Here is a 19659-nt window from a genome sequence, read left to right on the forward strand (position 1 = left end):
AGGCGTCGGCAAGCGCGCGCGAAGCGACGCGCTTGTACCGACACACGTGCGGGAGGCGGGGCGAGCGTGATCGTGTTTTGACAATGATTCTCAATTCCAATAGTGTGAGGCGTCATGAAGCCCATCACCCTCGTCTCCGGCGCAGCCGGCCTCCTTCTCGTCACCGGTTGCGCCGGAGGCTCGTCCTCCAACGCAGACGCCGACCTGACGGTGGCCGCGTCCTTCTACCCGCTCCAGTACGTCGCAGAAGCGGTTGGTGGTGACAACGTCGACGTGATCCCCCTCGCCGCGCCCGGCGTAGAGCCACACGACCTCGAGCTCTCCCCCAGCGCCGTCAGGGAACTCTCGAGCGCGGACTTGGTGCTCTACCTGAGCGAGTTCCAGCCAGCCGTCGACGACGCCCTGGTGTCCACCCAATCGCGCGCCTTCGACGCCGCAGACGCCGTTGAGCTTCGTCCAGCCGAGGAGCACGACCACGAGCACGAGGACGGCGAAGAGGATCACGACCACGGGCAACTGGATCCGCACTTCTGGCTTGACCCCACCCTGCTAGCTGAGTACGCCACGGCCGTGGGTCAGCAGTTCGCGCAACTGGATCCGGACAACTCCGCCACGTACATCCAGAACGCGACGGACCTGCGCGCGGAACTCACCGCTCTCGACGAAACCTTCACCAGCGGCCTCGAGCAATGCGAGCGCCGCGACATCGTCACGAGCCACGAGGCCTTCGCGTACCTCGCCGATCGCTACAACCTGGAACAGGTTGGCATCGCGGGAATCGATCCAGAGACAGAGCCTTCACCGGCGAAGCTCCTGGAAATTCGCGACTTGGTTGAAGAAACCGGCACCACAACCATCTTCACGGAGTCCCTCGTCAACACCTCGGTCGCGGACGCCATCGCGAAAGACACTGGTGCCACGACAGCGGTACTCGATCCGATCGAGTCCGTGGTGGACGACGACGATTACGCTACGGTCATGGCCCGCAACCTCGACAGCCTGAGGCAGGCGCTTGCCTGTGCCTGACGCGCCCACCACACACGAACCGCGCACGCTGCTCTCCGCGAGCGGCGTGCGCGTTGCGCTGGGCGGCAACGAGATCCTCCACGGCGTCGACATCGCCGTGCGCGGCGGCGAGGCCGTTGCCGTGATGGGCGCCAATGGCTCCGGCAAGTCCACCCTGATCCGCGCCTTGGTTGGGGTGCTGCCCATGACCGCGGGTACGGTCACCTTCGGCGATCACCCAAACTCAGCTCACGCCCGCGCGCGCCTCGGTTACGTGCCACAGCGCATCAGCGCGGCGGGCGGGGTCGCAGCCACATCGCTCGAGGTGGTGACGGCCGGGCTCTTGGGCGCTGGTCGCCTTCGCCCTCCGCGAGATGCCCGACGGCGCGCGCTGGCCGCGCTCGAAGAGCTGGGTGTCGCTGACCTCGCCTCGCGCGACGTCGGCTCGCTCTCCGGTGGTCAGCAACAGCGAGTTCTCATCGCGCGAGCGATGGTTCGAGAACCAGATCTGCTGGTCCTCGATGAGCCGATGACCGGCGTGGACCTGCAGTCTCAGGTGGCGCTTGTGCACACCCTCGACCACCTCAAGGCTCACGGTGCGGGAATCGTCGTGGTACTCCATGAGATTGGCCCGCTCGCCACTCTCATCGATACAGCGGTGGTGCTCGACCACGGGACCGTGAGCTTCACGGGCCCCCCTCCGCAGGACCTCGGCATTCACGCCCTCCCCGGCCACGAGCACACGCACGCCCACGAGGACCCTCGGCCACCAGCGTCGGGCCCCGTGCTGGAGGTGCAGCCGTGAACCTCTTGCTCGATCCCCTCGTTCAACGCATGCTCATCGCCGGCGTGGTGGTGGGAGTCGCCGCGCCAATCGTCGGAACATACCTGGTACAGCGCCGGATGGCGCTGCTCGGCGACGGCATTGGTCACGTGGCGCTTGCTGGAGTCGCCGCCGGCTGGCTCGCGGGCTCGCTCGCTGGTTTCGCGCAGCGTGACGCCCTCGCGCTGCCCGGTGCCGTGATCTTTGCGGTGGCGGGTGCGGCAATTATCGAACGGATGAGGTCGCGCGGAACCGCGGCCGCCGATGTGGTGATGGCCATCCTCTTCTACGGCGGCATCGCGCTCGGCGTGCTGCTCATCGGCGCCTCCGGAGGCACCAGCACCAACCTGCTCGGCTACCTCTTTGGGTCCATCTCCACGGTGTCGTGGCAAGACGTCTGGGTCTCCGTGATCCTCGCGGGAGTGATCATCGCCATCGGGCTCGGCCTGCGGCGCGCGCTGTTCGCCGTGACCCACGATCAAGAGTTCGCGTCAGCGTCGGGGTTGCCGGTCAACGTGCTCAACATGGTGGTCGCGGTGCTCGCCGCGATCACCATCACGGTCTCAATGCGCGTGGTGGGCGTGCTGCTCGTGAGCGCCCTGATGATCGTCCCGGTGGCCATCGCCCAACTGCTCACGCACTCGTTCAACCGCACCATGCTCATCGCGATGGGCATCGGTGCCGCGCTCACGCTCATCGGCATCGCCATCACGCTCTATGTGAATCTGCAGCCGGGTGCGCTCATCGTGGTGATCGGTGTGGCAACCTACGCGATAGTCGCAACAACCGCCGCGGCACGCCGCAAGCGCCGTGCAAGGATCGCCTCATGACCGGCGAACTGCGCATGACGAAACAGCGCACCGCGGTGCTGGAAACGCTCGGCGCGGGCGAGTTCCGTTCAGCTCAGGCGTGGCACGACATCCTGCGCCACGAGGGCTCCACCGTTGGTCTCGCCACCGTGTACCGAACCCTCCAGTCGCTCGCCGACGCGGGTGAGGTGGACGCCGTCGTGAGCGAATCAGGCGAAACCCTCTACCGCCGCTGCGACTCGGCAGATGACCACCACCATCACTTGCGGTGCCGCCACTGCGGAACCGCCGTGGAACTCGACGCTCCCGCCGTTGAGACCTGGGCCGCCGCCGTTGCGTCTCAGTACGGATTCACCGACATTGCGCACACCGTGGAACTCACGGGTGTGTGCAAGGACTGCGCAGCCTCGCGACCGTGAGCGGCGTGCCCTCGGCCATCTCCAGCGGCCCGTGGTGGTGGATCTTCCTCTTCCTGCTGTGCGTCGTCTTTCTGCGCGCCCAAGCCACCTACTGGATAGGGCGAGGGCTTCGCAGGGGTGCGGCTGGGAGCGAAAGCCAGCCACAGCGTCGGGCAGGAATGGCCCGACGCTTCAGCGGCCCAGCATGGCAACGCGCCCAGGATTTCGTGGAGAAATGGGGGTTTGTCGCCATCCCCGTGTCATTCCTGACGATTGGCTTCCAAACTCTCGTCAACGCGGCCGCGGGCTTCACGAGAATGCGCTGGGACCTCTACACGGCGGCGATGATTCCAGGCTGCGCGGCGTGGGCAGCGGTGTACTCGGTAGTGGGATTTTCCCTGGTAGCGGCGTGGAAAGAGTCGCCGTGGCTGTTCGTGGCCGTGGTGGTAGCGCTCGTGGGCGTGGCCTGGCTATTCAGCCTGTGGCGCCGACGCAGCGACGTCAGCCCTGAAGTCCGTACAGAACCCCACTAACGCCGCCGAGCAACCACACCACGATCGTCACCACCCACGCGATCCCCTTGGATTGCTGGTACCCGGCGAGGTCGCGGCCGTGCTTGTCGTGCTGGCCGCCGGCGAGAACAAGGATCACGTCGATCAGGTACCAAAGGCCAAAGCCGCCAACCGTGATGAGCTTGAGAATGCCCGTACCGATCTTGCCGAGGTAGAACCGGTCAATGCCGAAGTAGCCGAATAGCCACGCGAACAACCAGGTGGCAACGAAGGACTTCTGAGGTGGCATGATCACTCCTTTGGGTTATGCGGAGCCGAAACGGCGGTTGCGTTGCGCGTACTCCTCGATCGCGGCCCACAGGTGGGTGCGGTTGACGTCTGGCCAGAGCACGTCGCTGAAGACGTACTCGGCGTAGGCGGCCTGCCATGGCAGGAAGTTGCTTGACCGTTGCTCTCCGCTCGATCGCCAAAACAGGTCCACATCAGGCATGTCGGGCTCGTCGAGGTAACGCGCGAAGGTCTTCTCGGTGACCTTTCGCGGATCCAAGGCGCCGGCGGCGACGTCGCGCGCAAGAGCCTGCGCCGCATCGGCGATTTCTGCGCGACCGCCATAGTTGACGCACATCGTGAGCGTGAGGGTGGCGTTTGCGGCGGTGAGCCGCTCCGCCGCCTCAAGTTCGTCGATCACGGACTTCCACAGTTTGGGGCGGCGGCCCGCCCAGCGCACTCGCACGCCCCACTCGTTCATTTCGTCGCGGCGGCGCCGAATGACGTCGCGATTGAAGCCCATGAGGAAGCGCACCTCGTCGGGGCTGCGCTTCCAGTTCTCGGTGCTGAACGCATAGGCGCTGATGTGGGTGACGCCGGCCTCGATGGCGCCTGCGACCACGTCAAGCAGCGCCGCCTCTCCCCTGGTGTGACCCTCGGTGCGGGGCAGTCCACGCTGCTTGGCCCAGCGTCCGTTGCCATCCATGACGATCGCGACGTGCTTGGGGATGGCCTCTTTGGGCAGCTGCGGCGGAATCGCTCCCGAAGGGTGCGGGGGCGGCGGCGTTGGCGTCACGCTGGCCAGCCTACTTGCCGCGCACCGGGCCCTCCCCGCACCACCCCGCCGCGCGCCCGCGTCCTGCCGGTACAAACGCGTCGCTTCGCGCGCGCGAGACGACCCCTATGTACCGAGAGGAGACTGCGGCGCGCCTAGGACTCGCGATCCACGAGTGGCAGGCTCCGCACCTTCCGCTCGAGGTGGTACTGCGTGTACGCGGCGACGAGTCCCGCGGCGTCTCGCCGGTCTCGTGGCTCTGCGGCGTCCGCGACGGCCCAGTTTCCCTCGAGCAGCGCGCTAAGCAGCACGAATGTACCGACAGCGGGAGCGGCCGCCCCCGAAGGGCGGCAGTCCTCGCACACGGCTCCACCCTCGGCAATCGCGAATGCGCGATGGGGTCCCGGCTTCCCGCACACGGCGCACTCGGAGAACGACGGCGCGTACCCGGCGATCGCCAAGGACCGAAGCAGGAAAGAGTCGAGCAGCGAACCCGGCTCGTGCTCGCGGCGACTCAACGATCCGAGCGCCCCATGCAAGAGTCGGTACTGCTGGAGCGCGGGCTCCTTCTCGTGATCTACGAGCTTGTCCGCGGTCTCCACCATGGCGGTTGCGGCGGTGAACAGCGCATAGTCCGCCGCGATGCGCCGAGCGTATGGCTCACGCATCTCCACCTGACTCACGATGTCGAGGTTGCGCCCCTCGTAGAGCTGCACATCCGCGAGCATGAACGGCTCCATGCGCGCGCCGATCCGCGATGACGTGCGCCGCACCCCCTTGGCTACCGCGCGCACCTTGCCGTGGTTCTTGGTGAGCATCGTGACGATGCGATCTGCCTCACCCAGCTTGTGGGTGCGCAGCACGATTGCGTCGTCTCGGTACAGGGGCACGGGCTCATTGTCTCCCGCACCGGCAGCGACTCGCGGGCGCCCCGCCGCTGCGCCTTAGGGCTTCGCGGACCGCCCAAAGAGCTTGCGAGCGCGGCGCCGCACCCCACGGACAATCCGCTCGGGGAGGCGGGTGTCGAGTTCCTTCTTGTGCTGGCGCACTTCGGCCTTGAGCGCGTTCACCTGCTTGGTCAGGGCCGTTGCTTCCGCCTTGAGCTCGCGGATACGCGCGTCTTTCTCGCGCCCAGACACGAAGCGGGCAAGGTAACTGCGCTCCGCCTTACCAAGCTTGAAACGAAGGTCGTTCTCGTCCTCGTCGATCACGTGAGCGCGCGCCACGAGAGCGCTCGCGACACCATCGAAGCCGTGCATCTTGGTGCTCGAGGAACGATTGGCGAGCACGTGGTCGCGCAACGACTCGAACACGTACGTATATGTGGACATCAGGTACGGCTGATAATCAGCGTCCACCTCTGGGGCCGTCCCGGCGGCGCTCAGCAACTCAAATGACCGCGCACCCGACCACTCGCCGAACGGAATCACGCGCTCGGGATGACCAATGGCCTCATAGAAGTGCGGCAGTTTGTCGTTCCACGCGAGCGCGATCGTGGGAATGCCAAACGAGTACGCGATGATCGAGGAGTGCATGCGAATCGCAGCGATAGACGACCGCGTTGAGATCGCTTTCACCACTTCCCGCGTGGTCTGTGGCAAGACCACACGCTCTGGAGCCACGTCGTATTCGCGGGCGAAGTACGCGAGCGTCTTGTTGTCGTCCAAACTGCCGTTCGTGTAGAACTCTGGCCGCAGGCCTTGGGCCGTGGCCAGGTCCGCGAGTTCCCCAAGGTAAGCGAGCTCCTGGGCGAGGCTCCAGGTGCGCTTATTGGCGGTGAACAGGCCGCTGCGCACCACGTTCACGCCAAGAGTGCCGTCGGGCACAACGTCCGTCATGCCGTAGAGGTACTTGGTCCAGACGGCGGGGTCTGCAACTTGACGAACGTCGTACGACAGGCCGGTGACCAGTTCGCGGAACAGCGGCAGATTCTCGCGTACCGCAACGGCCTTGACACAGTCCTTGCGCAGAATGTGAGCAATTGCGTCCGCATTGCCGTCTTCGGCGCTCATGTTGTTGAGGCCCATCGACGAGAAGATCACCGGAATGCCCTTGCGCTCGGCTACCTCGGTGATCCGTTCCACGTGGGGGAAGAAGTCGAGGTACGACAGCCCAAACAGGCCGCCCCCCGCGAAGAAGATCGCGTCAGCGCCCTCAAGCGAGTTCTCGTCAGAGCGCTTGAGCGAGATGGGCACAATCTCGTACTCCGACCCCTCGAGCCCATGATTGCCAAGTGCAACATCAAGCAGGCCCTGGAAGCTGATGCGGATTAGGTTGTCACCGAAATTGTCGTCGACAAACGACACGATGACGAGGCGAAGCGGCTTTGCCATTCCTGCGGTCCTCAATTCGCGGTCGTGGTCACAGAGCGCCCGTCCACCCTAGGCCGCGCCCCATCCCTCACGGCCATGTGTGCGGAGGATTCGTTCCGAAGAGTAGCAGGAACCCGCCCGCCAACAATCACGTCAGCTGGAGGCCGACGGCGCGCTCGAGCTCTCCACTGCCGTGGGCGACTGCGTGCCCACGAGCACCTCCACTGCGGCCCCCTCGAGAGCCTCGTTGACCTGGTCCGCGGTGGGTTCGTCCGGAAGCCCGTCGAGCACCGTGCCGGGATCCGCGAGCACCGCCACCGTGCGCACTACCGCCGAGTGGCCGTCCACCGTCACCAGCACCGCGCGGCACGCGATGCCGCCACCTACGCCGAAGGCGTCATCAGGGCACACATCCGCGGAGATGTCCGTGCCGCCCGACGCCAGCATGATCGCGTCTTGTGACGCGTTCGCGATGTCGATGAACGTCTTGTCTGGGCTGCCCTTCCAGCACTCCGCCACCCACGGGTCCTCAGGCGCCTGGAAGGTCCCTCCGATCGCAGCGCCGTCGCCGCACGGGAATGACACGAGGCCCTGCGAGGTGAGGTCGGGAAGAGCGTCTGCGGCCGCCGTCGCCGCCGCGTCATCGTCCGAGCCGCCGCACGCGGCGAGCGCGAGGGTGGCGGCACACACCAGCACGGCGGCACCAAGGGTGCGGGAAAGTTTCACGCGGGTAATCGTAGTTGCCCGACGCTGTGGCAAGGTTCCGTACGGACCCCACCCCAGCGTCGGGCACCTTTCGAAAGACTCAGCGAACCCTGCGGTTGATCGCCGAAATGATCGCCTTGAGCGTGGCGGTGGTGATGGACGGGTCGATGCCGACGCCCCAGAGGATCTCGTCGTCGATCTGGCACTCGACGTAGGCCGCGGCCACGGCGTCGCCGCCGCCGCTCATTGCGTGCTCGTGGTAGTCGAGCACCTCAACCTTGGCTCCGCGGCCCTTGAGGGCCGCCACGAACGCGGCGACGGGACCGTTGCCGCTGCCCTCGATCGTGACGAGCTCGCCGCGATCGAGGATGTCAGCGGAGAGCGTGTCAGGTCCGGTGTCTGATGACGATGATCGCGTCCCTACCAGGGAGAACCGGCCCCACTTTTTGGCGGGGTCGCTCGCGGGGAGGTACTCGTCCTCGAAGATGTGCCAGAGGTGTTCTGCGGTCATCTCGGTGCCCGAGGCGTCGGCAACCTTCTGAACAACACGGCTGAATTCGATCTGCAGGCGGCGCGGGAGGTCAAGATTGCGCTCCGTCTTGAGCAGGTACGCTACGCCGCCCTTTCCGGACTGGCTGTTGACGCGGATGACGGCCTCGTAGGAGCGGCCGACGTCGCGCGGGTCGATGGGCAGATACGGCACGGCCCACACCATCTCGTCCACCGTGACGCCGTGCTTCTGGGCCTTGACCTGCATGGCCTCGAGGCCCTTCTTGATCGCGTCCTGGTGTGAACCGCTGAACGCCGTGAAGACCAGGTCGCCACCCCACGGGTGGCGCGGGTGCACGTCGATCTGGTTGCAATACTCGACGGTGCGGCGGATCTCATCGATGTCGCTGAAGTCGATCTGTGGGTCGATGCCCTGGCTGAACAGGTTCATGCCGAGCGTCACGAGGTCCACGTTTCCGGTGCGCTCACCGTTACCGAACAGGCAGCCCTCGATGCGGTCTGCGCCAGCGAGGTAACCCAGCTCCGCGGCGGCCACGGCCGTGCCGCGGTCGTTGTGTGGGTGCAGGGACAGGACAGCGGCGTCGCGGTAGTCGAGGTGGCGATTCATCCACTCGATCGAGTCCGCATACACATTGGGCGTCGCCATCTCCACCGTGGCCGGCAGGTTGATGATCACCTTGCGGTCGGTGGTGGGCTTCCACACGTCCATGACGGCGTTGCAGACCCTGGCCGCGTACTCGAGTTCCGTACCCGTGTAGCTCTCGGGGCTGTACTCGTAGAACACGTTGGTACCAGGCACGTTGTCTTCGTACTTCTGGCACAGGCGCGCACCCTGTGTGGCGATGTTCTCAATTTCGTCCATGTCGGCGCGGAAGACGACATCCCGCTGCAGGATCGACGTGGAGTTGTACAGGTGCACGATCGCGTTCGTCGAGCCCTTGATCGAGTCATACGTGCGCTCGATGAGGTGCTCTCTCGCCTGCGTCAGCACCTGGATGGTGACGTCCTCAGGAATGCGGTCCTCGTCGATGAGCTGACGAACGAAGTCGAAGTCGGTCTGGCTCGCGCTCGGGAAGCCGACCTCGATCTCCTTGTATCCCATGCGCACCAACAGGTCGAACATGCGCAGCTTGCGCTCAGCGTTCATGGGCTCGATGAGCGCTTGGTTACCGTCGCGGAGGTCAACGGCGCACCAGCGCGGCGCCTCGGTGATGCGGCGGCTGGGCCACGTGCGGTCCGGCAGGTCAACGGCGATCTGCTCATGGAACGGCACGTACTTGCGGACGGGCATCGGCGAACGGGTCTGATCTCCGCCCGTGTAGTAACTGGGGTTCATCTCGTGTGGTCCTTCGGTTGCTCTTGGCTGTCTGGTCTAGTTCTCAGCCGGCACACCAACCACCGCGACGAGGATCCGGCCTGATTAGGCCTCGTCGCGGCAACGAAGGAGAAGCGAGCGTGCACGCATCCCGCCACCTTACCGGAACCCGTTCGTTGTCGGTACATTGTGGCCGTTGCCCGCGCGCTTGGTCATGCTGCGCGCAGTCGCCGTGCGACGTGGTTGTACCGACAGGCAATGGGGGCGCGCGGGTCAGGCCTGGGTGCCCGACGCTTGGGCTGGCTAGAACCCCAGCCGCCCCATTTGCTTGGGGTCGCGTTGCCAGTCTTTGGCGACTTTGACGTGGAGGTCGAGGAACACCTTGCGGCCGAGCAGGCGCTCGATGCCCCCTCTCGCGGTCGCCCCTACCTCGCGAAGTCGCGTACCGCCCTTGCCGATGATGATGCCCTTCTGGGAGTCTCGCTCCACGTAGAGCTGGGCGTGAATCTGCAGCACACCGCCGTCCTCGGGCTCGATCATCTCCTCAACGACTACAGCGATCGAGTGCGGGAGTTCATCGTGGACGCCCTCAAGCGCGGCCTCCCGGATCAACTCCGCGATGCGCACGTCCTCCGGCTCGTCGGTGACCTCGCCCGTTGGGTACAACGCGGGCCCAACCGGGAGTCGCGTGATGAGCACATCCAACAGCACGTCCATCTGCACGTCCTTCACGGACGAGACGGGCACGATGTCGGCGAAGTCGCCGAGGGCAGAAACGTCCAACAGGTGCGCCGCCACTCGGTCGCGCGACACCTTGTCCACCTTGGTCACGATCGCGACCACAGGTGCCCGCGCGTCGGCGAGCTCGCGCGCAATCCACTTGTCGCCGGGGCCAACCTTCTCGTCTGCCGGAAGGCAGAAGCCGATGACGTCCACCTCAGCGAAGGTCTCGCGCACAAGGTCGTTGAGCCGCTCGCCAAGCAGGGTGCGTGGCCGGTGCAGACCAGGGGTGTCGACAACCACAAGTTGCGCATCATCCCTGGTGATGATGCCGCGAATCGCGCGTCGCGTGGTCTGCGGCCGCGACGACATGATCGCCACCTTCTCGCCAACGAGCGCATTCATGAGAGTGGACTTGCCCGCATTGGGACGCCCAACGAACGCCACAAAGCCAGAGCGGTGATCAACAGAGCGGTGTTCACTCATCCGCCACCTCCTCGGGCCGCACCACCACGGACGACAGCCGCCGCCTGCGCCCCTCAAACCTATCCGCCGTCAACACAAGTCCGTGCGCCGAGGCAGAGGCACCGGGAATCGGCACGCGCCCAAGCGCCTTCGACAACAGCCCGCCCACCGTGTCGACGTCCTCGTCCTCGATCTCAACATCAAACAGTTCGCCAAGTTCATCGAGAGCCATCCGCGAAGGCACGCGATACCCACCGGCGGCGAGCATCTCTGGCTCGGGCTCCGCGCGGTCGTGTTCGTCGGTGAGCTCGCCAACGATCTCCTCGAGGGCGTCTTCGATCGTCACGAGTCCGGCAACGCCGCCAAACTCGTCAACGACGATGGCAATGTGGAAGACGTCGTTTTGCATGCGCCGCAGCAGGTCGTCAACGGCCAGTGACTCGGGCACAAACTCGGGCTCTCGCATGATCGCGTCGACCACCTCGTCGAGCGCGGCGGGCGAGTCCCACGTCTCGCGCACCACATCCTTGAAGTACAGCACCCCAGCAACGTCGTCCACCCCGCCAGCGATGACAGGGACGCGCGAGAACCCTGATCGCATGAACAAAGACAGCGCCTTGCGCAGGGTGGTCCCCCGCTGAATGGTGATCATGTCCGTGCGCGGCACCATCACCTCGCGGGCCAGGGTCTCCCCCAGGTTCACCACACCCTGCACCAGTTCCACGTCCTCCTCGTCCAGCGCCTCGTGCGCTCGGTCAACGAGGTCCTCGGGTTCGGCGAGAGCGGGCGCGCGTAGCGCGGGAACCACACGCCGCACGGGCGTCGTCAGCACGATGAGTAGCCTCGCAAGCGGCGCCACGGCACGCACCGTGGTCTCCGGGTACGTGCGGCCAACGGATCGAGGCAGCGCCCGCACCACGATGAGCGACAAGAATGCGGCCACCACGGCAGCTACCAGGGAGAACACCCAGCCCGGCCACCCAAGCGCCTCGCCCATGCCCACGGCAAGCAACGTCCAGCACACAATGCCAAGGGCCTCGAGCGTGGCGTATGCAACCGACGCCGAGTTATCCGTGTCTCCCGGCGACACGGCGAGCCTGGCAGCAGAGGTGGGCCTGCCGTCGGGCCGCAAAGCGGACGCCATGCGCCGTTCATCGGCATACGGCAACTGCTCAAAGGCCGCCACAAGCGCGTGAAGCGCCCCGGCCCCCAGCAGGGCGAGCACGCCAACGACGATGAGGACCGTGACCTCGGTACCGGTCATCGGTTCGCGAGGAAGGTGAGCAGCAGGCGACGCTGGAGTGCGAACATTTCCTTCTCCTCCTCCGGCTCGGCGTGGTCGTAGCCGAGCAGGTGCAGGATGCCGTGGGTTGTGAGCAGGAGCATCTCCTCTTCGGGCGAGTGGCCCGCCGTTGCCGCCTGGCGGGTTGCCACGGAGGGGCACACCACGATGTCGCCGAGCAGCCCGGCGGGAGTGGGCGACCCAGGGGTTCCGGGACGCAGTTCGTCCATGGGGAACGACAGCACGTCCGTGGGCCCAGGCTCATCCATCCACTGGATGTGAAGCTGCTCCATCGCGGGCTCGTCAACGAACAGAATCGCGAGCTCCGCCCCGTCCGCAATGTTCATCTCCCGCAGCACGTACTGCGCGAGTTCAGCGAACTCGACCTCGTCGATCGCGGCATCGGTCTCGTTGTTGACGTCGATCACGCCTTGTCCTCCCTGGTAGCGGGCCGACGCTGTTGCCGGTCTGGCGCTCGCCTCACCTTGGTCTCGTCATCGCGCGCATATGCCGTGATGATGTCGCTGACGAGGCGGTGACGCACCACGTCGTCGGCCGTCAACTCACAGAAGCCGATGTCCTCGACACCCGTGAGGATGTCGCGCGCGGCCCGCAGTCCTGAGGTTGTTCCCCCTGGCAGATCCACCTGCGTGATGTCGCCGGTGACCACCATCGTGGAGCCGAACCCCAGACGGGTGAGGAACATCTTCATCTGCTCGCGCGTGGTGTTCTGCGCCTCATCGAGGATGATGAACGCGTCATTGAGGGTGCGCCCGCGCATGTACGCAAGCGGCGCCACCTCGATGGTGCCCGCCTCGATGAGCTTGGGAATCGACTCCGGATCCACCATGTCATGCAGTGCGTCGTAGAGAGGGCGCAGGTAGGGATCGATCTTTTCTGACAGCGATCCCGGCAGGAAGCCCAGCCGCTCCCCCGCTTCCACCGCTGGCCGTGTGAGGACGATGCGGTTGACGCGCTTTCCTTGGAGCGCGGCCACAGCCTGCGCCATCGCGAGGTACGTCTTTCCGGTTCCGGCGGGGCCAATGCCAAAGGTGATCGTGTGCTTCTCGATCGCCTGCACGTACGCCGCCTGACCCTGGGTCTTGGGCCGAATGGTGCGGCCGCGCGTGGACAGGATGGAGCGCGACAGCACCGCCACCGGGCGGTCATCGCGGGCACCAGATCCGGCGTCAACGCGCAGCATGCGCACGGATTCGCGCGCAACATCGGGAGTGAGCGGCACGCCGGCGGCGAGGATCGCTCGCAGCTCCTCGAAGGCGGTGGCCGCGGCGGTGACGTCGGCCTCTTCGCCCGTGAGCGTCAACGTGTTCCCCCGTACATGCACATCTACCTGGGGAAACGCACGCTCAAGCTCTCGCAGCACGCCGTCGCCCGCGCCCACCAATTGCGCCATCACGCCGGGCTCGTCAACAACGACCACGCGCGAGTTGGTCATGCGTCCCACCCAAGGGAGCCCGAGTTCATCACGTGCCCATGCGCGTGGAACACCGTCTGACCAGCGGCGGCGCCAGTGTTGAAGATCCAGCGGAACTCGCCGCCGCACTCCGCGTCCGCGATCTGCTGGGCCACGGCCGCCATCTCCGCGAGCACCTCAGGGGCGGCGGCCGCGAGCGCGGCAACGTTCGGCTCGTGCCGCATGGGCACCACAAGCACGTGCACGGGCGCCTTAGGTGCGATGTCGCGGAAGGCGATCACAGCGTCGGTCCGTGCCACGACGTCCGCAGGAATCTCGCCCGCGACGATGCGGCAGAAGATGCAATCGGTCATGGCCCAAGCCTATGCGGTGTGGCGCGGCACGGCGGCGAGACCGTTCGCGGCCGCGATTTAGGCCCAGTCGCCCCTGATCGCGGCGAGCGCTGCGATCGCCGCGGGGCCTGCGCTCGACGACCGCAGCACGTGACGCCCCAAACGTACCGACAGCGCGCCGGCGGCGGTAAGGGCAGTGAGTTCGGCGTCGGAGATCCCGCCCTCGGGCCCCACGATGACCCATACCTCTTGCTCTGGCCGCTCCCAACCAAGGCCAGCAAGCGGCACGCTCGCCACCTCGTGCAGCACCAACACGCACCCGCCCGACGCTGTGGCCGCCTTCACCTGTGCGGCCAGTTCGCGGGTGGTTACCAGGGGGTTCACGGTTGGCACGAGCGCTCGCCGGCTCTGCTTGGCAGCCGCGAGCGCGAGCGCCTCCCACGAGGCGATCCCCTTGGCTACTTTGGGGCCGCGCCACTGCGCGATGGAACGCTCGGCGGCCCAGGGGGTCACGGCGGTTACGCCCAACTCGATGGCCGATTCGACTGCCTGCTCGTCGCGGCCGCCCTTCGCGAGCGCCTGGATCAGCGTCACTGGGGAGTCCTGATCCACGGCGACGGACTCCACGCGGGCCTCGAAACGACCCTGATGTACCGACAGAATGCGGGCGCTCGCGCGGCGGCCCGCGCCGTCGACGAGGTCAACGGCCTCGCCAACGCCACGTCGCTGCACGGTGACCGCGTGCCTGCCTTCCGCTCCGGCGACCGTCAAGACGGACCCGACCGCAGCGTCGGCCGCTTCGGGGCACAGGAAGACGGGTGCGCTCACCTAGCGCCCCATAAAGGCGTCGCGAAGGCGAGCGAAGACTCCGTGACCGATGGGCGTGAGGTTCGCCTCTGGCATTTCCTCGTTGCGCAGCGTGGCGAGCTGGCGAAGCAGCGCCTCTTGCTCCTCGGTGAGCTCGGCGGGGGTGAGGACGTCAAGGTGCACAAAGAGATCGCCGCGGCCTGGGCGCTGGAGCTTTCCAACGCCAAGGCCCTTGAGTTTCACGGTGGTTCCCGAATGAGTGCCGGGGGCCACCTCAACGGCCTGCTCGCCGTCAAAGGTCGCGAGCGCGAGCACCGTGCCGAGCGCGGCAGCGGTCATCGGAACCTCGAGGGTGCAGTGGAGGTCATCTCCGCGGCGCTCGAAGACCTTGTGGGCCTTCTGGCGAATCTCCACATAGACATCGCCCTTTGGCCCGCCCGCGATTCCGGCGTCGCCTACCTGCGGCATGCGGATACGCGTTCCCGTCTCGACACCAGCGGGGATGTCCACGTTCATGGTGTGGCGTGCGTGGGTTCGGCCGCGTCCAGAGCACTCGGTGCACGGCGTGGCGATGGTGGTGCCATAGCCGCCGCACGTGGGGCACGGCGAGGTAGTCATCACGTTGCCGAGGAGCGAACGCGCTACCCGCTGCAGCTGGCCCGTGCCGTTGCACTGTCGGCACTGCTGCGGAGAGGTGCCCGGTGCGCAGCACGTGCCGTGGCATGTGGCGCACTCGTCGGCGAGGTCTACGGTGAACTGCCGGGCTACGCCGAACACCGCCTCCTCGAGCGTGACGTCCTCGTGTACGAGCGTGTCGCCACCTCGCTGCACTCGGGACGCGGGGCCGCGGCGCTGCTGACCGCCGCCAAAGAACGTCTCGAAGATGTCCTCGAAGCCAAAGCCTTGTGCGCCGCCAGCCGAGCCGCTCGCGGCGCGCGGGTCCACCCCGCGGTCGTACTGCGCACGCTTGTCGGCGTTGCCCAGAACGTCGTAGGCAGCAGCGACCTCCTTGAACCGCTCCTCGCCATCTGGCCCCGCGACGTCGGGGTGGAGCTCGCGCGCGAGCTTGCGGTACGCCTTCTTGATCTCCGCCTCTGTGGCGGTGCGAGGCACACCAAGCACGCCGTAATAGTCCTTCACACGTTCCTCTTCACTGCTATGCCTCCACGGCCTTCGACAAGTACCGGGCTACGGCGCGCACTGCGGCCATCGTCCCTGGGTAATCCATGCGTGTGGGGCCAAGGGCGCCCACCAACGACAGCGATCCTGGCCCGTAGGCGCTCGCCACGAGCGACGTGGAGCGCAACGAATCCGCGTGCGTCTCAGCGCCGATGCGCACCGTGACATCTGATGAGTCGGCCGCCATCTCGTGCAACAACCTGAGCAGCACCACTTGTTCCTCGAGCGCGTCGAGCACGGCGCCCATGGCGTCGGGCTCAAAGCCACCACCCGCGAGGTGCGACGTGCCCGCGAAGACCACGCGCTCCACGGTGCCGCCACGTGCGGCGGTAACCACAGCGTCGGCCACCACGGGCGCCCACGCCACCTGGCCGGAACGCGCGGCCCACGCCTCAAGCGCCTCGGCCAGCGCGGCCGGTCGCTGACCCACCGCTTGCTCGTTGAGCTCTCGCGCGATGCGCTCGAACGCATCGTCGCTGGGCGCGTCTCCAAGCGCCACCGTGTGCTGCTCCACGCGCGCGTCCGCGGACACCACAACAACGAGCGCCCTATCGAGCCCGATGCGCACGAGCTCGACGCGGCGAACGGCCGCCTCACGCAACGACGGGTACTGCACCACGGCCACTTGGCGGGTGATCTGGCTCAAGAGCCGCACCGAGCGTTCCACGACGTCGTTGAGGTCCGCAGCATCGGCGAGAAAGGTAGAAATGGCGCGACGCTGCGGCTCAGGCAACGACGCGGCGGTCAGGTGATCGACGAACGCGCGGTAGCCCTTGTCCGTGGGGATGCGGCCAGCCGACGTGTGTGGCTGCGTGATCAGGCCCTCGTCCTCGAGCGCCGCCATGTCGTTGCGGATGGTCGCAGGCGAGACGGCAAGCCCGTTGCGCGCGGCGAGCGCCTTGGAACCCACGGGCTCGGAGGTGGCGACGTAGCCCTCCACGATGGCGCGCAACACTGCTTGGCGGCGGTCGTCGCTCATCGTCCCTCCCGGTTGGCACTCGACGTGGCTGAGTGCTAATTCTACGACGGCTCCGGCGCGCGCCCGCTAGCGTGTCCGCATGAGTTACTCGCCCATCGACGGTCCCGACACCTCGCTCGCGGGAATCGCGCACCTCTCCGCGATCCTCGGACCTCTCATTCCGTGGCTCATCTGGCTCGCGCGGCGCGAGGACGACCCGTTCGTGGCGAAAGAGGCGGCGAAGGCCACGAACGCAGGCCTCGCGTTCTTCGTGGCGTTCGTGGCGGCAACGCTTGTGGAATCGTTCGTGCCCTTCGTGGGTTGGGTAGGGCGGATGACCCAGATCGCCGTGATCGTCGTGGCTGTGGTGCTGTGCACCAATGCGTTCCGCCGCGTTCGCAGAGGCGTGCCGACGACCTATCCCGTCCAATGGAGAGTGGTGAACGCCAGTGACTGACAGCCAGCCCCCCGCAACACCAGGCCCGCTGAGTGAAGACGACGCGCGTACCCAAGCAAAGCTCGCGCACATCATCAATGGCTTCATTCCGTTTGTCGGTGGGCTCGTGATGTGGCTGATCGGGAAGGAACGCAGCGACTTCGTCGACGATCAAGGCAAGGAAGCGACCAACTTTGGCATCGTCGTGGTGCTCGGCTGGATCATCCTGTGGATCGGCGGAATCGTGCTTGGCACCGTTGGCCCAGACTTCCTCGGAACGCTGTGCTGGCTCGCCCAACTCGCGCTGTGGGTGTTCTCGTTCATCATGGGCATCAACGCCGGACAGGCCGCTGGAGAGGGCACGCGGTACCGCTACTCATTCTTGCCCGTCAGGATCATCAACTAGACACTCGCGCCCCACCTCTACACGGAATGGGTGTTTGTCGCTAGATTGAGCGCGTTGACCAAAGCGAGCGCTCGGCACGTCCCGGACCGACCGCAGCAGAGAGTCGACGTCCTGTCCGTTCTACACGTAAGTGGTGAATCAACATGAGTGAGACCCCTCCTCCCCCGCCCTCGGCACCTCAGCCCGCTCAGCCGCTGTCTGACTCCGACGCGCGCCTGTACGCGACGCTCGGCAGCGCAGGCAACATCCTGTTCCCCGCGATCGCGCCGCTCATCATCTGGCTGATCTTCCGCGAGCGCAGCAGCTTCGTCGACACCGAAGGCAAGGAGGCCCTCAACTGGGGCATCACCTTGGTCATCGGCTACATCATCTCGTCGGTGCTGTTCGTGATCGTCATTGGCGCGGTCCTGTGGTTCGTGGTGTTCGTGCTGTCGCTTGTCTTTGGTATCCAGGCGGCGATGAAGAACAACAAGGGCGAGGCCTACCACTACCCCTTCGCGCTGCGCCTGGTGAAGTAACCGCGCCGCACGTAGGCATCAGGGTTATCCCCTAACCGAGGGCCCCGACAATCCGGTCCATGCCGGATGTCGGGGCCCTCGTCTTTGTGCCACAGTGGAGGTGTGACCGAACAGCCTCAACCCACGCCTCCCACGACCACTCCCGCCGTGTACCAGCCGCAACCGATGCTCGAGAGCGACGCGCGCCTGTGGTCGCTACTGATCAACCTCGCCACGGTCCTCGGCGCTGTTGTGTCGGGCGGCCTTCTCGGCGTGGTTGGCGTGCTCGTGATCTGGCTCATCTACCGCGAGCGCAGCGCCCTCGTGGACTTCCACGGCAAGCAACAGCTCAACCTCAACATCACGTCGGCAATCGCCGGAATCGCCACTGTCGTTATCGGCATCGTCACGTTCGGCATCGGGTTCATCGTGCTCGGAATCCCGTTGGTCGCGTACCTGATCTACGCGTTCGTGATCTCGATCGTCGCGGGTGTGGCCGCCAATCGCGGCGAGTACTACCGCATCCCGCTCATCATTCGCTTCATCAAGTAGCGCCGCCGCTAGGCGGTCAGCACTCGGACCACATGGTCCGCAAGCAACCGGCCCCTCAGCGTGAGCCTCAGCGTCCCCCGTACCGCGTCCGCGCCCTCCACCAGCTCCTCCGCGATAAGCCGCGCCACTGCGCCAGGGGGCGCACTCGCGGCGGGGATCCCGCCAGCGAGGCGGATCCGCAGCATGACGGATTCCAGCTCCAGGTCAGCAGCGGTCAGCTCCTCTTCCCCGCCGACGGGAAGCTCACCTTTCGCCAACACGTCACCGTAGGCGCGGGGATGCTTCACATTCCACCAGCGCTTCGCTTGTCTGCCCGACGCTGGGCCAAGATAGCTGTGAGCGCCGGGTCCCACTCCCCACCAGTCCTCGCTGGTCCAGTACGCCATGTTGTGACGGCATCGCTCGGCGTGCGTCTTTGACCAGTTGGAGACCTCGTACCACGAGTAGCCAGCGGCGCTCAGCGCCGCGTCCGCCGCCTCGTACATATCGGCTTGGGTATCGGGATCGGTGGGGGCCACCTCGCCGCGGCGCAGCTGTGCGCCCATCTTGGTCCCGGGCTCGATCACGAGCGCATACGCGCTGATGTGGCCAGGTTCCAGGGCGATCGCCGCGTCGAGGCTGCGCTGCCAGTCGTCGAGGGACTCTCCCGGCGTGCCGTAGATGAGGTCCACGCTCGTCACGAGCCCCGCCTCGTGTGCCCACGCAACCGCTCGCGCCACGTTGTCAGGGTTGTGGGTGCGCTCGAGAGTGGCGAGCACGTGCGGGACTGCGCTCTGCATGCCGATCGAGACCCTCGTGAACCCGGCTGCGGCAAGCGTCTCGAACGACTCTCGCGTCACCGAGTCTGGGTTGGCCTCCGTGGTGACCTCGGCACCGGGTTCCAAGCCCCAGACCTCCCGCACGCCACCGAGCAGCCTGGCCAGAGCGTCGGCCGGGAGCAGCGTTGGGGTGCCGCCTCCGAAGAAGACCGTGGAGGCGGGCCGAACGTCGGCGCCCATGGCCTCACCCGCGAGCGACATCTCCCGCAGGGCGGCGTCAACGTAGCCGGAAGGCGTCGCGCCGCCGAGTTCGCCGGGCGCGTAGGTGTTGAAGTCGCAGTATCCGCACCGCACCGTGCAGAACGGCACGTGGACGTAGACACCGAAGTCGCGGGTCACCG

At 66.3% G+C, this 19659-nt stretch carries 24 protein-coding genes; 9 read left to right on the top strand and 15 right to left on the bottom strand.

Going from position 1 to position 19659, the window contains the following annotated elements:
* The first annotated feature begins 114 nt into the window (after positions 1 to 114).
* The 5 genes from QM618_RS06300 to QM618_RS06320 are packed head-to-tail and all read left to right on the top strand — an operon-like array spanning position 115 to position 3568.
* A complete protein-coding gene (locus tag QM618_RS06300; RefSeq protein WP_428095816.1) occupies positions 115 to 1026 on the top strand; it encodes a metal ABC transporter substrate-binding protein in 912 nt (303 codons plus the stop codon).
* Complete coding sequence (locus tag QM618_RS06305) at positions 1019 to 1810, top strand: metal ABC transporter ATP-binding protein (protein WP_428095818.1); 792 nt, start codon at positions 1019 to 1021, stop codon at positions 1808 to 1810. Before QM618_RS06300 ends, QM618_RS06305 begins: the two co-directional genes overlap by 8 nt.
* Positions 1807 to 2658, top strand: coding sequence for a metal ABC transporter permease (locus tag QM618_RS06310; RefSeq protein ID WP_428095820.1), 852 nt, complete (start codon positions 1807 to 1809; stop codon positions 2656 to 2658). Before QM618_RS06305 ends, QM618_RS06310 begins: the two co-directional genes overlap by 4 nt.
* The gene (locus QM618_RS06315; RefSeq protein ID WP_428095823.1) at positions 2655 to 3056 is read left to right on the top strand and encodes a Fur family transcriptional regulator; all 402 of its coding nucleotides are present in this window, start codon (positions 2655 to 2657) and stop codon (positions 3054 to 3056) included. The genes QM618_RS06310 and QM618_RS06315 overlap by 4 nt, the downstream gene beginning before the upstream one ends.
* A complete protein-coding gene (locus QM618_RS06320; protein WP_428095825.1) occupies positions 3053 to 3568 on the top strand; it encodes a DedA family protein in 516 nt (171 codons plus the stop codon). The genes QM618_RS06315 and QM618_RS06320 overlap by 4 nt, the downstream gene beginning before the upstream one ends.
* Here the strand turns inward: QM618_RS06320 and QM618_RS06325 are convergent.
* From QM618_RS06325 to hrcA, 14 genes are all read right to left on the bottom strand, one after another.
* The gene (locus QM618_RS06325; protein WP_428095828.1) at positions 3537 to 3836 is read right to left on the bottom strand and encodes a TM2 domain-containing protein; all 300 of its coding nucleotides are present in this window, start codon (positions 3834 to 3836) and stop codon (positions 3537 to 3539) included. The two genes, QM618_RS06320 and QM618_RS06325, sit on opposite strands and share 32 nt — an antisense overlap.
* Positions 3837 to 3851: 15 nt before the next feature.
* The gene (locus QM618_RS06330; protein WP_428095830.1) at positions 3852 to 4610 is read right to left on the bottom strand and encodes an isoprenyl transferase; all 759 of its coding nucleotides are present in this window, start codon (positions 4608 to 4610) and stop codon (positions 3852 to 3854) included.
* 134 nt (positions 4611 to 4744) lie between these two features.
* Positions 4745 to 5479: a DNA repair protein RecO gene (gene recO / locus QM618_RS06335; protein WP_428095832.1), complete on the bottom strand. Its 735-nt coding sequence runs from the start codon at positions 5477 to 5479 to the stop codon at positions 4745 to 4747.
* Between the two features lie 54 nt (positions 5480 to 5533).
* Positions 5534 to 6922: a polysaccharide pyruvyl transferase family protein gene (locus QM618_RS06340; RefSeq protein ID WP_428095834.1), complete on the bottom strand. Its 1389-nt coding sequence runs from the start codon at positions 6920 to 6922 to the stop codon at positions 5534 to 5536.
* A gap of 132 nt (positions 6923 to 7054) precedes the next feature.
* Positions 7055 to 7627, bottom strand: a complete 573-nt coding sequence (locus QM618_RS06345) for a hypothetical protein (RefSeq protein ID WP_428095836.1) — start codon at positions 7625 to 7627, stop codon at positions 7055 to 7057.
* A gap of 79 nt (positions 7628 to 7706) precedes the next feature.
* Positions 7707 to 9452, bottom strand: a complete 1746-nt coding sequence (gene leuA, locus QM618_RS06350; RefSeq protein WP_428095838.1) for a 2-isopropylmalate synthase — start codon at positions 9450 to 9452, stop codon at positions 7707 to 7709.
* A 282-nt stretch (positions 9453 to 9734) separates the two neighbouring features.
* Complete coding sequence (gene era / locus QM618_RS06355; RefSeq protein WP_428095840.1) at positions 9735 to 10637, bottom strand: GTPase Era; 903 nt, start codon at positions 10635 to 10637, stop codon at positions 9735 to 9737.
* A complete protein-coding gene (locus QM618_RS06360) occupies positions 10630 to 11880 on the bottom strand; it encodes a hemolysin family protein (RefSeq protein WP_428095842.1) in 1251 nt (416 codons plus the stop codon). The genes era and QM618_RS06360 overlap by 8 nt, the downstream gene beginning before the upstream one ends.
* On the bottom strand, positions 11877 to 12326 hold the full coding sequence (gene ybeY, locus QM618_RS06365; protein WP_428095844.1) for an rRNA maturation RNase YbeY: 450 nt from the start codon (positions 12324 to 12326) through the stop codon (positions 11877 to 11879). The genes QM618_RS06360 and ybeY overlap by 4 nt, the downstream gene beginning before the upstream one ends.
* Complete coding sequence (locus QM618_RS06370; protein WP_428095847.1) at positions 12323 to 13354, bottom strand: PhoH family protein; 1032 nt, start codon at positions 13352 to 13354, stop codon at positions 12323 to 12325. Before QM618_RS06370 ends, ybeY begins: the two co-directional genes overlap by 4 nt.
* On the bottom strand, positions 13351 to 13686 hold the full coding sequence (locus QM618_RS06375) for an HIT domain-containing protein (RefSeq protein WP_428095849.1): 336 nt from the start codon (positions 13684 to 13686) through the stop codon (positions 13351 to 13353). Before QM618_RS06375 ends, QM618_RS06370 begins: the two co-directional genes overlap by 4 nt.
* A 57-nt stretch (positions 13687 to 13743) precedes the next feature.
* On the bottom strand, positions 13744 to 14493 hold the full coding sequence (locus QM618_RS06380) for a 16S rRNA (uracil(1498)-N(3))-methyltransferase (protein ID WP_428095851.1): 750 nt from the start codon (positions 14491 to 14493) through the stop codon (positions 13744 to 13746).
* Positions 14494 to 15612, bottom strand: coding sequence for a molecular chaperone DnaJ (gene dnaJ / locus QM618_RS06385; protein ID WP_428095853.1), 1119 nt, complete (start codon positions 15610 to 15612; stop codon positions 14494 to 14496).
* A gap of 16 nt (positions 15613 to 15628) precedes the next feature.
* Entirely contained in the window at positions 15629 to 16630 is a 1002-nt protein-coding gene (gene hrcA, locus QM618_RS06390) for a heat-inducible transcriptional repressor HrcA (RefSeq protein ID WP_428095855.1), read from the bottom strand.
* 79 nt (positions 16631 to 16709) lie between these two features.
* Between hrcA and QM618_RS06395 the strand changes: the two genes are divergently transcribed.
* The 4 genes from QM618_RS06395 (at position 16710) to QM618_RS06410 (ending at position 18500) form a co-directional block, all read left to right on the top strand.
* Positions 16710 to 17066, top strand: a complete 357-nt coding sequence (locus tag QM618_RS06395) for a DUF4870 domain-containing protein (RefSeq protein ID WP_428095857.1) — start codon at positions 16710 to 16712, stop codon at positions 17064 to 17066.
* Positions 17059 to 17451 (top strand): DUF4870 domain-containing protein, encoded by a 393-nt coding sequence (locus QM618_RS06400; protein ID WP_428095859.1) that lies wholly within the window; start codon positions 17059 to 17061, stop codon positions 17449 to 17451. The genes QM618_RS06395 and QM618_RS06400 overlap by 8 nt, the downstream gene beginning before the upstream one ends.
* A 143-nt stretch (positions 17452 to 17594) precedes the next feature.
* Positions 17595 to 17969 carry a DUF4870 domain-containing protein gene (locus QM618_RS06405; RefSeq protein ID WP_428095861.1) on the top strand — a complete coding sequence of 125 codons (375 nt, stop codon included), beginning with the start codon at positions 17595 to 17597 and terminating at the stop codon, positions 17967 to 17969.
* 102 nt (positions 17970 to 18071) lie between these two features.
* Positions 18072 to 18500 (top strand): DUF4870 domain-containing protein, encoded by a 429-nt coding sequence (locus QM618_RS06410; RefSeq protein WP_428095863.1) that lies wholly within the window; start codon positions 18072 to 18074, stop codon positions 18498 to 18500.
* An 8-nt stretch (positions 18501 to 18508) separates the two neighbouring features.
* Here the strand turns inward: QM618_RS06410 and hemW are convergent, their stop codons facing one another.
* On the bottom strand, positions 18509 to 19657 hold the full coding sequence (hemW, locus tag QM618_RS06415) for a radical SAM family heme chaperone HemW (protein WP_428095865.1): 1149 nt from the start codon (positions 19655 to 19657) through the stop codon (positions 18509 to 18511).
* Between the last annotated feature and the right edge of the window lie 2 nt (positions 19658 to 19659).

Origin of the sequence: Demequina sp., from assembly GCF_049841215.1 — a bacterium.
Lineage (GTDB): Bacteria > Actinomycetota > Actinomycetes > Actinomycetales > Demequinaceae > Demequina.

What these genes read in the sequence shown, in the direction of transcription:
- QM618_RS06375 (WP_428095849.1), bottom strand. Translation starts at nt 13,686, where the DNA reads ATGACCGATTGCATCTTCTGCCGCATCGTCGCGGGCGAGATTCCTGCG.
- QM618_RS06300 (WP_428095816.1), top strand. Translation starts at nt 115, where the DNA reads ATGAAGCCCATCACCCTCGTCTCCGGCGCAGCCGGCCTCCTTCTCGTC.
- era (WP_428095840.1), bottom strand. Translation starts at nt 10,637, where the DNA reads ATGAGTGAACACCGCTCTGTTGATCACCGCTCTGGCTTTGTGGCGTTC.
- QM618_RS06340 (WP_428095834.1), bottom strand. Translation starts at nt 6,922, where the DNA reads ATGGCAAAGCCGCTTCGCCTCGTCATCGTGTCGTTTGTCGACGACAAT.
- QM618_RS06325 (WP_428095828.1), bottom strand. Translation starts at nt 3,836, where the DNA reads ATGCCACCTCAGAAGTCCTTCGTTGCCACCTGGTTGTTCGCGTGGCTA.
- QM618_RS06360 (WP_428095842.1), bottom strand. Translation starts at nt 11,880, where the DNA reads ATGACCGGTACCGAGGTCACGGTCCTCATCGTCGTTGGCGTGCTCGCC.
- QM618_RS06370 (WP_428095847.1), bottom strand. Translation starts at nt 13,354, where the DNA reads ATGACCAACTCGCGCGTGGTCGTTGTTGACGAGCCCGGCGTGATGGCG.
- QM618_RS06405 (WP_428095861.1), top strand. Translation starts at nt 17,595, where the DNA reads ATGAGTGAGACCCCTCCTCCCCCGCCCTCGGCACCTCAGCCCGCTCAG.
- QM618_RS06395 (WP_428095857.1), top strand. Translation starts at nt 16,710, where the DNA reads ATGAGTTACTCGCCCATCGACGGTCCCGACACCTCGCTCGCGGGAATC.
- hrcA (WP_428095855.1), bottom strand. Translation starts at nt 16,630, where the DNA reads ATGAGCGACGACCGCCGCCAAGCAGTGTTGCGCGCCATCGTGGAGGGC.
- leuA (WP_428095838.1), bottom strand. Translation starts at nt 9,452, where the DNA reads ATGAACCCCAGTTACTACACGGGCGGAGATCAGACCCGTTCGCCGATG.
- QM618_RS06315 (WP_428095823.1), top strand. Translation starts at nt 2,655, where the DNA reads ATGACCGGCGAACTGCGCATGACGAAACAGCGCACCGCGGTGCTGGAA.